This is a genomic window from Kordiimonas gwangyangensis DSM 19435 = JCM 12864, assembly GCF_000375545.1.
Classification (GTDB): domain Bacteria; phylum Pseudomonadota; class Alphaproteobacteria; order Sphingomonadales; family Kordiimonadaceae; genus Kordiimonas; species Kordiimonas gwangyangensis.
In genome coordinates, this window is sequence record NZ_AQXF01000003.1 from 348367 (window position 1) to 361357 (window position 12991).

A 12991-nucleotide genomic window follows, 5' to 3' on the forward strand; every position below is an offset into this window, starting at 1 on the left:
CAAGGCTTAATTGCCTGTGAGGCCGGTTTTGGGTGACCAAGGGAGGGGTATTTCATGTCGAAACTGGATTTCGCGGCGCTTTTGTGTTCGCGCCTGTGCCATGACCTCGTGAGCCCTGTGGGCGCCATCAACAATGGCCTTGAGATTCTGGCGGACGAAAAAGACCCGTCCATGCGCGACGCGGTGATGGATCTGGTTGAAAAATCCACCCGGCAGACAGCCAATAAATTGCAGTTTTTCCGCCTTGCCTTTGGTGCCGCGGGCGGCTTCTCCGCGCAGCTTGATGTGCGTGAATGCCAGAAGGCAGTGGAAGCCATCCTTGACGGCAGCAGGGTCAGCCTTGACTGGCAGGTGCCCGCGATCAGCGTGTCGAAGTCCGAGGTGAAGGTGCTCCTCAACCTCGCGCTGATTGTTGCAGAATCGATGATCCGTGGCGGTGTCATGAGCATCAGCATGACGGAAGAAGATGGCGCTCATGTGATTGTGGTGCACGGCGACGGGGAACGCGTGATCGTGCAGACGCCGGTCAAGGCCGCGCTTGAGGGCGCGCTTGACGAGGAAGACCTGGAGCCGCGTGCCGCGCCCGCCTACCTCGCGAACATGGTAGCAGCAGAGGCGGGCGGCAATACATCTGTCACGGAACTGGGCGACAAGACCGTGGAACTCAGAGCAAAAATGCCGAAATTTTGAGAATTCCAGTGCGCAATCAATCTGTTTTACACGTTTTTAACTCTTTTTGGCCAAGGTGCGAGTTGTATCGGAGTGGCGTGGGGTCCGCTCCCGCCTCGCACCACCCTATCCGCAGGGAAGACTGAGATATGGATGATCTTTTAAATGAATTCTTGACCGAAACCGGCGAAAGCATTGACGTTGTAGACGTTGAGCTTGTGAAGCTGGAGCAGGACCCGAACAACAAGGAGGTGCTTGATAACATCTTCCGCCTTGTTCACACCATCAAGGGGACTTGCGGCTTTCTCGGTCTGCCACGGCTAGAATCGGTGGCGCACGCGTCCGAGAACGTGCTGGGCAAATTCCGCGACGGTGAACTGCAGGTTTCCGAACATGCGGTGACGGTGATTCTCGAAAGCCTCGACCGGATCAAGGAAATCCTTGCGGGTCTTGAGGCGACGGAAGAAGAACCGGAAGGGGACGATAGCGACCTGATCGCCCGGCTGGACGCCATTGCGGAAGGCGCCATGGCCGAACCCGACCCCGAACCCGATACAATGGACGCCGATATTGTGGACCCTGGCCTTGGCCGTCCGCTCAAGGCTGGCGAAGTGTCGCTTGAAGAGCTTGAGGCAGCGTTTGCAAACGCACCCGGCCCTGAAGAGATGGACGAGCCGGCATCGGCTGCTGCCAGCGCGTCTGGCGGGCCGTCCGGCGGAAGCCTTTTTGACCGCGTGGGCGGTGATGATACGCTTGCCGTTGCGGCGCATCTTGTCTCCCAGCGTGCTGCAAACGACAAGGAACTCTCCAAATTCTTCGCAGGCACTGCGGCTGACCTCCGTAAAGGTCAGTTCATGGGCCTGATGCTGGCCATCTTCAAAGATGACCTGGACGCTGCTGATAATGTTGCACGCCAGATCGTGACCGTAGCGGGCTTCACCAACGCGCACTTCGACAAGCTGATCAAGCAGGTCAAGGACGTGCTGGTGGAATGCAAGGTGGACGGTGACACCGCTGACGAAGCTGTCATGAGCTTCGAGCTGGTGCGCGACTGCATGGTCGGTGCCGTCAAGGCGGTGGCAAAAGCCGAAACCAACAAGGCGGGCACGTCATCCGCGTCTGCCGCGCAGGCCGATGCGGGCGCAGGCGCGCAGCATGGCGAGGCTGGCAAACGCACCTCGCAGTCGATCCGTGTGAGCGTGGACCTTCTCGAAGACCTGATGAACATGGTGTCCGAGCTGGTGCTGACCCGGAACCAGCTGCTGCAGATCACGCGCAATATGGATAACTCCGAACTGGGTGTGCCGCTTCAGCGCCTCAGCCAGTGCACGACCGAGCTGCAGGAAAACGTGATGAAAACGCGCATGCAGCCGATTGGCAACGCATGGGCGAAACTGCCGCGTATCGTGCGCGACCTCACGGTCGAACTGGATAAGAAGATCGAGCTCGACATGCGCGGTGCGGAAACCGAACTTGACCGTCAGGTACTTGAGCTGATCAAGGACCCGCTGACGCACATGGTTCGCAACTCCGCCGACCACGGTATTGAAACCCCGGCCGAGCGTATGGCGGTGGGCAAGCCCGAAGTGGGCACAATTGTCCTGAACGCCTACCATGAGGGCGGTCATATCATCATCGAGATCAAGGACGACGGCCGCGGTATTCCGGTGGCGAAACTCTCGGCCAAAATCCTCGAGAAGAAACTGGCGACCGAGGCCGAGCTGGCCGCAATGTCCGACAGCCAGATCCAGAAGTTCATTTTCCACCCCGGTTTCTCGACCGCGGAGAAAATCACCAGCGTGTCCGGCCGCGGCGTGGGCATGGATGTGGTGCGCTCCAATATCGAGAAAATCGGTGGCACGATCGACATGGTGTCGGTCGAAGGCAAAGGCTCAACCTTCCAGATCAAGATCCCGCTCACCCTCGCGATTGTGGCGGGCCTCATTGTCAAGGCACAGGAAGAGCGTTACGCCATTCCGCAGATCAGCGTGCTTGAACTGGTGCGGGCGTCGACGAACTCCGAACACAAGATTGAGACCATCAAGGATACCCCGGTCCTCAGGCTCCGTAACCGCCTGCTGCCGCTTGTATACCTCAATGAAGTGCTTGGCTTCATGACCCGCGACGAGATTGATGCGCGCGAAAACGCAGACGATTTCATCGTTGTGGCGCAAGTGGGTGCCTTCACCTTCGGTATCGTGGTTGACCAGGTGTTCGACACCGAGGAAATCGTGGTCAAGCCGGTGGCGCCGATCCTCAAGGATCTGGACATCTATTCCGGTAACACCATCCTTGGTGATGGTAGCGTGATCATGATCCTTGATCCGAACGGCATTGCGTCCAAAGCCAATTCCGGCGTGGGTGACCATGACCGCGAGGAGGAAGACATGCAGGAGCAGGTTCGCCGTGGTTCCGGCCGCGAGAAGGAAAGCATGCTGCTGTTCCGCGCTGGCGGCAAGAACCCGAAAGCTGTACCGCTTGCGCTCGTCGCCCGGCTTGAAGAGATCGAGGTTGAAACCATCGAACTTTCCGACGGCCGTGAAATGGTGCAGTACCGTGGCGCGCTGATGCCGCTTATCAAGGCGCATCCGAACATGTCGCTGCGCACGGAAGGCCGTCAGCCGGTTCTTGTGTTCACTGACCGTGAATACACCATGGGCCTCGCGGTGGATGAGATCCTCGACATCGTTGAAGAAGAACTGGATATCAAGCTCGCGTCCGACAAACAGGGTGTTGTGGGCTCGGCTGTGATCAACGGCAAAGCGTCTGAAGTGATCGACGTATCCTACTTCCTCAATCTGGCGTTCGCTGACTGGCTGAAGTCGCGCAGCGTATCGGATGACGTTGCCACCTCGAAGGGCGCAACCGTGCTTCTGATCGACGACAGCGACTTCTTCCGCGGCATGCTGAAGCCGGTGCTTCGCGTAGCAGGTTATGACGTGAAAGCGGTATCGAGTGCGAAAGCCGCGCTCAAACTGATGGATGAGGGCCATGTCTATGACCTCGTGATCTCCGACATCGAAATGCCGGACATGAACGGCTTCGACTTTGCCCGCCAGATCCGGGACGGCAGCAAGTGGGAACACCTGCCGCTGATCGCGCTCTCCGCGCTCGCGACCGAGCGGGACGTGCAGCGTGGCCACGAAGCCGGGTTCGACGACTATATCGCTAAATTTGACAAGGAAATGCTGCTCCGCAGCCTCGCGCAGCAGCTTAAAATCAAGGGAGATGCGGCATGAGCAACATTGTAGTCCGCGACGATCTCAGCGTTGTACGCACCGGCACTCAGGATTTTGTGACTGTGGTGCTTGCGGGGCAAACCCTTGGCATCCCGGTTTTGAGCGTGCATGACGTTCTGAACCCGCAGCAGATCACCCGCATCCCGCTGGCGCCAGCATGGGTCTCGGGTGTACTCAACCTGCGCGGCAAGATCGTGACCGCAATCGACCTCCGCCAGCGTCTTGGCTTGCCGCCGCTCGAGAAGGGCAAGCAGAGCATGTCTGTGGTTGTGGAACATAATGACGAGCCTTATAGCCTGCAAATTGATACGGTGGGTGAGGTGCTGTCACTTGATGATGCCGACTTTGAACGCAATCCGGTAACCCTGGACCAGCGCTGGCGCGAAGTCAGCCGCGGCATCTACCGGCTGAAAGACAAATTGCTGCCCATTCTGGACGTGGACCGCCTGCTTGCTTTTGAAAGCAATGGCAAAGCCGCGTAAAAACGGGTAGCGGACGATACATTTTAATAGATACTATGGGTATCCACCGGTTGGGGTGGAGTTGGGAGACCTTATCAAATGAAATTATGTCTTGTCGTCGATGACTCAAAAGTGATCCGCAAGGTCGCGCGGCGCATCCTCGAAGAGCTCAATTTCGACATCGAGGAAGCCGTTGACGGTCAGGACGCGCTCGACGCCTGTGACCGCAACATGCCCGATGTCGTGCTCCTGGACTGGAACATGCCGGTGATGGACGGGCTTGAGTTCCTCAAGGCAATTCGTTCGCGTGAGGGTGTGGAGCAGCCGATCGTGGTATTCTGCACCACGGAAAACGACATGGCGCACATTCGCACCGCCATCGAAGCCGGTGCAAACGAATATATCATGAAGCCCTTTGACCGTGAGATCATCGAGGCAAAATTCTCTCAGGTTGGCCTGATTTAAGCATAGGGATATCCGCGTGAGTTCTGCGGTTTCAAAAACAACGACGCAGCCCGGCAAGGGTGGCCCGTACCGTGTGATGGTGGTGGACGACAGTGCCATCATTCGCGGCTTCCTGTGTCGTTATCTCTCAGAAGACCCCGAGATCGAGGTTGTGACCACGGCCAACAACGGTGCCGTGGCGCTGAGGCAGCTACAGTCGAACGACATTGAAGTCGTTGTGCTCGACATTGAAATGCCGGAGATGGACGGCCTGACGGCCCTGCCGCGCATGATCGAGATGAAGCCCGACCTTCAGGTTGTGATGGCGTCCACGCTCACACGCAAAAACGCCGAGGTCAGCTTGCGTGCGTTGCAGATGGGCGCGGTGGATTATGTACCGAAGCCCGAGACGGCGCGGTCTGTGAACGCCAGTATCGATTTCCGCCGGGAGCTTGTCGACAAGGTCAAAGCATGGGCGTCCCGCCGCCGTAAGAAACGCGGTGAAGAACTGCCCCAGAACGCGTCTGACCTTGGTGCGCCCGGTGGTGGTGGCACGACAGCTGCGGGCCTTGCCGCGCGTACTGTCAGCGTTACGCGCCCTGGTGCGGCGTCCACGACCGGCGGTTTTGTTACCGCGCGGCGCCCGGCTGCGCCCGTAACCTTTACAAGCGCACGTGCGAGCGAACCGGCGGCAGCGCCGACCACATCGCTCCTGTCGCCCAAGACACCGATCAGCCTGCGCACTGGCTCCTTCCGGCGCCCGAAAGTGCTGGCGATTGGCTCGTCCACAGGTGGCCCGCAGGCGCTGATGAACTTTTTCAAAGGCTTCAAGCGCGCACCGAATGTGCCGATCCTGATCACCCAGCATATGCCAGCCACCTTTACCGCGATCCTCGCGGAACATCTGGGGCAGGCAACCGGCTGGAAAACGCAGGAAGGCCGTGACGGCATGGTGCTGATGCCCGGTGAAGTCTATGTGGCCCCCGGTGGCCGCCACATGGAAGTGGCGATTGTGGACGGCAAGGCGACAGTGCGCCTGACCGACGACCCGCCAGAGAATTTCTGCCGCCCGGCGGTGGACCCGCTGTTCCGCAGCCTGTCTGCGGCTTACGGAGAAAACGTGCTGGCAGTTGTACTGACCGGCATGGGGCATGACGGTCTCAAGGGTGGCCGTGAAGTGACACGAATGGGGGGTACGCTGCTGGCGCAGGATGAAGCAAGCAGTGTGGTGTGGGGTATGCCCGGTGCGGTTGCGACCGCGGGGCTGTGTACGGAGGTACTTCCTATTGACAAACTGGGTGAAGCAACAGCCACACGGCTGCAAGGAGGAATCGGATGAGAACAGAAGATTTTGAATTCCTCGCTGGCATGCTGAAAGAACGGTCCGGCCTGATGCTGACACCTGACAAGGTGTATCTGCTTGAAAGCCGGCTGACGCCGCTTGCGCGCAAGCGTGGCCTCGACACACTTGATGCCCTTGTCCAGAAGCTGAGGATGAGCCGCGAGGAAAGCCTCATTCGTGATGTCACCGAAGCGATGACCACGAACGAAAGCTTCTTCTTCCGCGACAACACGCCGTTTGACCTTTTCAAGAACCACGTTCTGCCAGCGATGGAGAAAAACCGAGGCTCCACGAAGCGCCTGCGCATCTGGTGCGCGGCAGCATCGACAGGGCAGGAGCCTTATTCGCTTGCCATTCTGCTGCGCGAAAACTGGATGAAATGGCAGGGTTGGAACATCGAGATCGTGGGCACTGACATCTGCACGCAGGTGCTCGAAAAAGCCAAGGCTGGCACCTATAGCCAGTTCGAGGTTCAGCGCGGCCTGCCCATTCAGATGCTGATCAAATATTTCAAGCAGGAAGGCGATATGTGGCGCATCAGCGACGATATCCGCCGCATGGTGACCTTCAAGCCGTTCAACCTTCTCAGCAACTTCATCGGCATGGGCACCTACGACGTGATCTATTGCCGCAACGTGCTGATTTACTTCGACCAGCAAACCAAGAAAGACGTGCTGGAGCGCATGCGCAAATGCATGGCCTCCGACGCCACGCTCTTCCTCGGGGCCGCTGAAACCGTGCTGGGCATCACCGATGCCTTCCGCCCCGTACGCGGCCAGCGCGGCATGTATGTGCCCTCTGACGGCACGGCAGAACAAGCGATGGGGCTCGGCTAGGGGTTCAACAGTATCGCACGGAAAAGGCGGCCCAAGTGGCCGCCTTTTTTGTTTTAGCGGTGCTGCTCCACACCTTCCTCAATCTCATAATAGTCGCCTTTGTCGCCGGTAAAGATATGGAGTTTGAGGTGAGTGTCGGTAGGGCTATCAAAAGCTCCAAGCGCGATGCCAAGCCAGCTGTGTTTAACCTTGTCGAGCGGGTCAAAAAACAGTGAAGAGCCGCAGGTGGCGCAAAAGCCGCGTCGGGCTTTTTCGCTCATGGTGAACCATTTGATATGCTCTTCACCCGCGATGGTGACTGTATCTCTCGGCACCTCGGCATCGGCGAGGAAATGGCCGGTCCATTTGCGGCAGCGGCTGCAATGGCAAGCGCTGGCCTCACTGAGATCACTCGCCACTGTGAAACGCACGGCACCACACAGGCAGCTTCCCTTGTGCATGGTCTATCCCCCAACAAAAAGGGCCGCGAGAGTGTGCGGCCCGGATTGCGCTCTGTTTCGCCTGTGTTTGGCTAGAACTCGCATTTATCGCATATGCTTATAAAGGACAGGCACGATCAATAGAATGGCGGCCAGTGTACCAAGAAACATTAACAGTGATGGCTTCGCTCCCAGAATATCTAACTGCCAGATATTCAGGTTGAGGTAACTGGCACAGAGCAAAACGAACGCAATGCTTGTCAGAATGCGTTCCTGTGTACCCACTTTCACCTTCTCATTGACCATTGTCCTGACCTCAGCTTGCTGCGGCTTCAGTCTCTTCGGTCGGGTTCCTCAGCACATAGCCACGGCCCCAGACGGTTTCGATATAATTATCGCCGTCCGATGCGGTTGCGAGCTTCTTGCGGAGCTTGCAGATGAACACGTCGATGATCTTCAGCTCAGGCTCATCAATGCCGCCATAAAGGTGGTTGAGGAACATTTCCTTGGTGAGCGTGCTGCCTTTCCGAAGCGACAGGAGCTCAAGCATCGCATATTCCTTGCCCGTGAGGTGCACACGCTGGTTCGAAACCTCGACCGTTTTGGTATCAAGGTTCACGGCCAGTTTGCCGGTCTTGATGATCGACTGCGAGTGGCCCTTCGAGCGGCGCACAATAGCGTGGATGCGGGCGACCAGTTCCTCCTTGTGGAAGGGTTTGGTCATATAGTCGTCCGCGCCGAAGCCAAGGCCCTTGACCTTGTTTTCCATTTCCGTGAGGCCCGAAAGGATCAGGATCGGTGTATTCACCTTCGCGGTGCGGAGCTTCTTGAGCACGTCATATCCGTGCATGTCCGGCAGGTTCAAATCGAGAAGGATAATGTCATAATCATAAAGCTTGCCGAGATCGAGGCCTTCTTCCCCAAGGTCGGTGCTATAGACGTTGAAGCCCTCAGCGGTGAGCATCAGCTCGATGCTGCGGGTCATTGTCGGATCGTCTTCAATCAAGAGAACGCGCATATTCTAATCCCCAGTTTGAGGTTGTTCTCCGGCATGAGCCAAACAACTCGGCGTACTTTCTGCCGCCGAAACACGACAGGCCTCCTATGCGGCGACCCCTCCCGCCCAACGCGTGTTTCTATGGTTAATGTTAACGAAGGTTAACGCGTTCGCCAAATAAAAAGTACGCGAGGGTGGAAGGCGTTTGACTAAAAAGCGTGTGGCTTTTACCAATCTTTAAAGTGCGATGTGCATATTGGGCGCATCTGAATTCACCTGTGCAGTAACGCTTCGGACCGACCAGCGGGGGTCAGGCCAGGATACGAGAGAAACGTGCAAAGCCTTATCCAGGAAGTAGAACGTATCCAGACGGAAAAGCGGTTCGGCCGGGTCACGGGCGTGCGTGGTCTGCTCGTGGAACTGGCGGGAATCGGCCAACATATCTCCATTGGCTCCCGTCTCGAGATCGAAACGCGCACCTTCAAAAAAATTCCGGTCGAGGTGGTTGGTTTCCGTCATGAGACCGCCCTTGCCATGCCTTTTGACGCCCTTGAGGGGGTTGGAGTCGGCTGCAAGGTGACGCTCATGCAGTCCGAACCGGTGGTGTTCCCGTCGTCCGCATGGCTTGGCCGCGTGGTCAACGCGCTGGGTGAACCGATTGACGGAAAAGGCCCCATAAGGGCCGGTACAAGACCGCAATTATTGCGTTCTGGCCCGCCGCCCGCGCACAGCAGGCAGCGAGTCGGCGAAAAGCTCGACCTCGGTGTTCGTGCGCTCAACACCTTTGTGAGCTGCTGCCGCGGCCAGCGTATGGGTATCTTCGCCGGTTCCGGCGTCGGTAAGTCCGTGCTGCTGTCGATGATCGCGCGGCATTCTGATTCTGATGTCAGCGTTATTGGCCTCATCGGTGAGCGGGGCCGCGAGGTGCAGGAATTTATCGAAGATGACCTGGGTGAGGACGGCCTTGCCCGTTCGGTCGTTGTGGTTGCCACATCGGACGAGAGCGCGCTGATGCGCCGCCAGGCCGCGCACCTTACGCTCACCCTCTCCGAATACTTCCGGGACCGTGGTCAGGACGTGATGTGCCTGATGGACAGTGTCACCCGTTTTGCGATGGCGCAGCGTGAGATTGGTCTTGCGGGCGGCGAACCGCCAACGAGCAAGGGTTATACGCCCACGGTGTTTACCGAGCTGCCGCGCCTTCTCGAACGCGCGGGGCCGGGCCCCCGGGGGCAAGGCAATATCACCGGGCTTTTCACCGTACTGGTAGAAGGCGACGACCATAACGAACCGGTCGCGGACGCCGTGCGCGGTATCCTTGACGGCCACATCGTGATGGAACGCGCGATTGCGGAGCGCGGGCGCTATCCGGCGATCAATATCCTCAAGTCCATCTCGCGGACCATGCCGCGCTGCAATTCGGACGATGAGAACCTGATCGTGCGCGAAGCCAAGCGCTATATGTCCACCTATTCCGATATGGAAGAGATGATCCGCCTTGGCGCGTACCGGCAGGGCAGCAACCCGGATGTGGATGCCGCCATCGGCTATAATGACGCGTTTGAGGAATTCCTCAGCCAGTGGAAGGACGACAGCACCGGCCTCTCGGAAGGCTACCAGCGCCTGCGCCAGATCCTTGAGATGGGCCCGGCGGCCATGAACATCCGGGGCACTAACTGATGAGCCGGCTTGACGGCATCATACGCCTGCGCAAGTGGGAACTGGATGAGCAGCGCCGCGTGCTCGCTGTCATGCAGGCGGAGCGTGACAGCATCGCCGGCATGATCGAGCAGCTTGACCATGAACGCGCTGAGCAGTCCCGGCTTTATAACGGGTCCGAGGTTTCGGCCCTCACGCTCGGGGCTTACCTTGAAGGGGTGCGCAACAAGCAGGCGCAACTGCGCCGCGACCTCGCAAAAAAAGACGAGGAAGTGGAAGCGCACCGCGACCGCGTGGCAGACTGTTTCCGTGAGCTCAAGACCTATGAGATCGCGCGCGAGATGGAGCTGAAGCGCGAGAAGGCCAAGGAAGCCAAGGAAGAGCAGGAAGCCTTTGACGAGCTGGGCATCCAGAACCACGCGCGGCAGGACGCCATGGCCGACAGCCAGCACCTGAAGATGCGCCGCTGAGACCCGTACCTCCCTAATCGATTGAAAAATAAGCACTTGATTGCACTGGCCGTTCGCCCGCATGCTATGGGCGAAAGTCCGGTGAGGGAAGGGACCGTTATGGCTGACATGAGCAACGAGCAAATCCTGGCTGCGATCCAGAATGCGGACCGTGCGCACCATGTGCATCCGTTCACGGACCCCAGTGCGCTCAGGCAGGCACCACCTTTTGTCATCGACCATGCCGAGGGCTGTTATGTCACCGGGCAGAATATCAAACTTCTGGACGCCATGGCCGGCCTTGGCTGCGTGAATGTGGGCTATGGCCGCAAGGAACTGGCGGAAGTGGCGGCGGAGGCGATGGAACGCCTGTCCTACTATCACTCGTTCGCGGCCGTCGCGAACCCCTACGCCGGGCCGCTGGCCGCCAAGATTGCCGAACATGCGCCCAAGCACCTCAACAAGGTGTTTTTCGCCAACTCAGGCTCGGAAGCCAATGAAACGCTGATCAAGCTGGTGCGGCTATACTGGAAGCTGAAGGGCAAGGACAGCAAACGCATCATCATCAGCCGCGACTTTGCCTACCATGGCAGCACCATCGCCACCACGCTTCTGAACGGCAACAAAGCCATGCTGGATGACTTTGGCCTCAAGGCGGGTAAGGATGTGATCCACGCCATGGCGCCGTTCTGGTACCGGCTGGGCGGCGACATGACGCCGGACGAATTCGGCCTCCACGCCGCGCGGGACATCGAGCGGCGTATTCTTGAGGCAGGGCCAGAGAATGTGGCGGCTTTCTGGGGTGAGCCGATACAGGGCACCCTCGGGGCTGTTATCCCGCCAGAGACTTACTGGCCGGAGGTAGAGCGCATCTGCCGCAAGCATGATGTGCTTCTGGTCGCGGATGAGGTGGTGACAGGTTTTGGCCGCACCGGTAACTGGTTCGCGCAGGAAACCTTTGGCTTCAAGGCCGATATGATGGCGCTTGCGAAGGGCCTGTCGTCCGCTTACCTGCCCATCTCCGCCGCGGTGATCAGTGATGAGATCGCGGGTGTGATTGAAGGGCGCGAGGCAGTGCTGCAGCACGGCTTTACCACAAGCGCACACCCGGTAACGGCGGCGGTTGCGCTGAAGAACATTGAAATTCTCGAACGCGAAAACCTCGTTGGTCAGATCGCCAAGGATACCGGCCCTCGTTTCAAGCGGACCCTGAAGGCGCTTGAGGACCATCCGCTTGTGGGTGAGGCGCGGGTCAGCGGCCTGATGGCAGGCATTGAGCTTGCAAAAGACAAGCCCACGCGGGAGCAGTACCCGCTTGAACTGGCGATCTGTGAGCATGTGGGGCAGGCGTGCCTGATGCGCGGCCTTATTGTGCGGCCTGTGGGCAACGTGCTGGTGCTGTGCCCGCCGTTCATCCTCAACCACGGTGAGATCGACTTTATCGGCAAGGTGCTGCGCGAAGCGCTGGATGACGTGCAGTCCCGGCTTGATTAAAGCTTCTCAGGCTCCACACAGTCGGGCGCGGCCGGGGTTACCGCTTTCGCTTTCCTGTTGATCATCAGCACATTGCCCGCAACCACGAGCGCGAGGCCAACAGCCGCCTCAATGGTCCAGACAAAACCTTCCATGAAGGTGGAAATGACCAGCGCCACCACCGGCACCATCACCGCCATATAAGCCGCGCGGCCCACACCGATTTTACCAATCAGCCAGATATACATGGTGAAGGCAATCACCGTGCCGACGATGGAGAGGTAAAGGAGCGACAGCACATAAGGCGCATGTGGGTCGAAGGCGATGGGCTTGCCGGATGCCAGCGCAAACACAAGGTTGGTGAGCGCACCGTAACCAATGCTCCAGGCATTGAACGACAGCACGGGCACGGAGCGTGTAGAGGCTGCGCCCGCGGACACGTTGCCGATAGACGCCATGACCGTGGCTGCCAGGCAGAGCGCAACACCAAGCGTGGTGTCATCCTCAAGCGTCAGCACGGTGATCTCAGGCATGAAAATCAGCACAAGGCCTGCAATGCCAATGAGCGCCGCGCCAATGGTGCTGGGCGTGACCGGGTTACCAAGGAAAATGCGCGCGTTCACAATGTTGAGGAACGACAGCATGGAGAAGGTCACCGCCACAAGGCCCGATGTCAGATATTCCGTGCCCCAATAGGTGAAGACATAGCCGGTGGAAAACAGGGTCATGCCGGTGATCGCCATCCAGAGGTGGTTCTGCAGGCGGATACGCAAGCGTTCCTTGCGGATGAAACAGATGGCAAAAAGCACGAGGGACGCGAGGCCAAAGCGGTACACGAGCGACCATTCCTTGGGCACGACACCAAGCTGCAGCTCAATCGCGTACCATGTGGAGCCCCATATCAGCACGCAGCCGAAAAATGCCAGAAAAACACCCATATCTGCCTCGCTTGTCTTTTTGTTGCGCCAAACCGGAGTAACAGGCTTTGGCGCATGGTCAAGCG

The 12991-nt window shown here is 58.6% G+C and carries 12 protein-coding genes; 9 read left to right on the forward strand and 3 right to left on the reverse strand.

What is annotated here, in order from left to right:
* Nucleotides 1–54 precede the first annotated feature (54 nt).
* The 6 genes from B150_RS0109915 to B150_RS0109940 all read left to right on the forward strand — a co-directional run bounded on the left by B150_RS0109915 (nucleotide 55) and on the right by B150_RS0109940 (nucleotide 6991).
* On the forward strand, nucleotides 55–690 hold the full coding sequence (locus B150_RS0109915; RefSeq protein WP_020399765.1) for a histidine phosphotransferase family protein: 636 nt from the start codon (nucleotides 55–57) through the stop codon (nucleotides 688–690).
* A 128-nt stretch (nucleotides 691–818) separates the two neighbouring features.
* A complete protein-coding gene (locus B150_RS0109920; protein WP_020399766.1) occupies nucleotides 819–3908 on the forward strand; it encodes a hybrid sensor histidine kinase/response regulator in 3090 nt (1029 codons plus the stop codon).
* Complete coding sequence (locus B150_RS0109925; RefSeq protein WP_020399767.1) at nucleotides 3905–4390, forward strand: chemotaxis protein CheW; 486 nt, start codon at nucleotides 3905–3907, stop codon at nucleotides 4388–4390. Before B150_RS0109920 ends, B150_RS0109925 begins: the two co-directional genes overlap by 4 nt.
* Before the next feature lie 78 nt (nucleotides 4391–4468).
* On the forward strand, nucleotides 4469–4834 hold the full coding sequence (locus B150_RS0109930) for a response regulator (protein WP_020399768.1): 366 nt from the start codon (nucleotides 4469–4471) through the stop codon (nucleotides 4832–4834).
* A 76-nt stretch (nucleotides 4835–4910) separates the two neighbouring features.
* Nucleotides 4911–6152, forward strand: a complete 1242-nt coding sequence (locus tag B150_RS0109935) for a protein-glutamate methylesterase/protein-glutamine glutaminase (protein ID WP_035921211.1) — start codon at nucleotides 4911–4913, stop codon at nucleotides 6150–6152.
* A complete protein-coding gene (locus tag B150_RS0109940) occupies nucleotides 6149–6991 on the forward strand; it encodes a CheR family methyltransferase (protein WP_020399770.1) in 843 nt (280 codons plus the stop codon). The genes B150_RS0109935 and B150_RS0109940 overlap by 4 nt, the downstream gene beginning before the upstream one ends.
* 53 nt (nucleotides 6992–7044) lie before the next feature.
* Here the strand turns inward: B150_RS0109940 and B150_RS0109945 are convergent, their stop codons facing one another.
* Both B150_RS0109945 and ctrA read right to left on the reverse strand, forming a co-directional pair.
* A complete protein-coding gene (locus B150_RS0109945; protein ID WP_020399771.1) occupies nucleotides 7045–7431 on the reverse strand; it encodes a GFA family protein in 387 nt (128 codons plus the stop codon).
* A gap of 295 nt (nucleotides 7432–7726) precedes the next feature.
* Nucleotides 7727–8428, reverse strand: a complete 702-nt coding sequence (gene ctrA, locus B150_RS0109955; RefSeq protein WP_020399773.1) for a response regulator transcription factor CtrA — start codon at nucleotides 8426–8428, stop codon at nucleotides 7727–7729.
* A 312-nt stretch (nucleotides 8429–8740) separates the two neighbouring features.
* Here ctrA and fliI point away from each other — a divergent pair, with 312 nt between their 5' ends.
* The 3 genes from fliI to B150_RS0109970 all read left to right on the forward strand — a co-directional run bounded on the left by fliI (nucleotide 8741) and on the right by B150_RS0109970 (nucleotide 12009).
* A complete protein-coding gene (gene fliI / locus B150_RS20475) occupies nucleotides 8741–10087 on the forward strand; it encodes a flagellar protein export ATPase FliI (protein WP_020399774.1) in 1347 nt (448 codons plus the stop codon).
* A complete protein-coding gene (fliJ, locus tag B150_RS0109965) occupies nucleotides 10087–10536 on the forward strand; it encodes a flagellar export protein FliJ (RefSeq protein ID WP_020399775.1) in 450 nt (149 codons plus the stop codon). Before fliI ends, fliJ begins: the two co-directional genes overlap by 1 nt.
* Before the next feature lie 99 nt (nucleotides 10537–10635).
* A complete protein-coding gene (locus B150_RS0109970) occupies nucleotides 10636–12009 on the forward strand; it encodes an aminotransferase (RefSeq protein ID WP_020399776.1) in 1374 nt (457 codons plus the stop codon).
* Here B150_RS0109970 and B150_RS20480 read toward each other — a convergent pair.
* Entirely contained in the window at nucleotides 12006–12926 is a 921-nt protein-coding gene (locus B150_RS20480; protein WP_020399777.1) for a DMT family transporter, read from the reverse strand. The two genes, B150_RS0109970 and B150_RS20480, sit on opposite strands and share 4 nt — an antisense overlap.
* Between the last annotated feature and the right edge of the window lie 65 nt (nucleotides 12927–12991).

What these genes read in the sequence shown, in the direction of transcription:
- B150_RS0109930 (WP_020399768.1), top strand. Translation starts at nt 4,469, where the DNA reads ATGAAATTATGTCTTGTCGTCGATGACTCAAAAGTGATCCGCAAGGTC.
- B150_RS0109935 (WP_035921211.1), top strand. Translation starts at nt 4,911, where the DNA reads ATGGTGGTGGACGACAGTGCCATCATTCGCGGCTTCCTGTGTCGTTAT.
- B150_RS0109945 (WP_020399771.1), bottom strand. Translation starts at nt 7,431, where the DNA reads ATGCACAAGGGAAGCTGCCTGTGTGGTGCCGTGCGTTTCACAGTGGCG.
- B150_RS0109970 (WP_020399776.1), top strand. Translation starts at nt 10,636, where the DNA reads ATGGCTGACATGAGCAACGAGCAAATCCTGGCTGCGATCCAGAATGCG.
- B150_RS20480 (WP_020399777.1), bottom strand. Translation starts at nt 12,926, where the DNA reads ATGGGTGTTTTTCTGGCATTTTTCGGCTGCGTGCTGATATGGGGCTCC.
- ctrA (WP_020399773.1), bottom strand. Translation starts at nt 8,428, where the DNA reads ATGCGCGTTCTCTTGATTGAAGACGATCCGACAATGACCCGCAGCATC.
- B150_RS0109925 (WP_020399767.1), top strand. Translation starts at nt 3,905, where the DNA reads ATGAGCAACATTGTAGTCCGCGACGATCTCAGCGTTGTACGCACCGGC.
- B150_RS0109920 (WP_020399766.1), top strand. Translation starts at nt 819, where the DNA reads ATGGATGATCTTTTAAATGAATTCTTGACCGAAACCGGCGAAAGCATT.
- B150_RS0109940 (WP_020399770.1), top strand. Translation starts at nt 6,149, where the DNA reads ATGAGAACAGAAGATTTTGAATTCCTCGCTGGCATGCTGAAAGAACGG.
- B150_RS0109915 (WP_020399765.1), top strand. Translation starts at nt 55, where the DNA reads ATGTCGAAACTGGATTTCGCGGCGCTTTTGTGTTCGCGCCTGTGCCAT.
- fliJ (WP_020399775.1), top strand. Translation starts at nt 10,087, where the DNA reads ATGAGCCGGCTTGACGGCATCATACGCCTGCGCAAGTGGGAACTGGAT.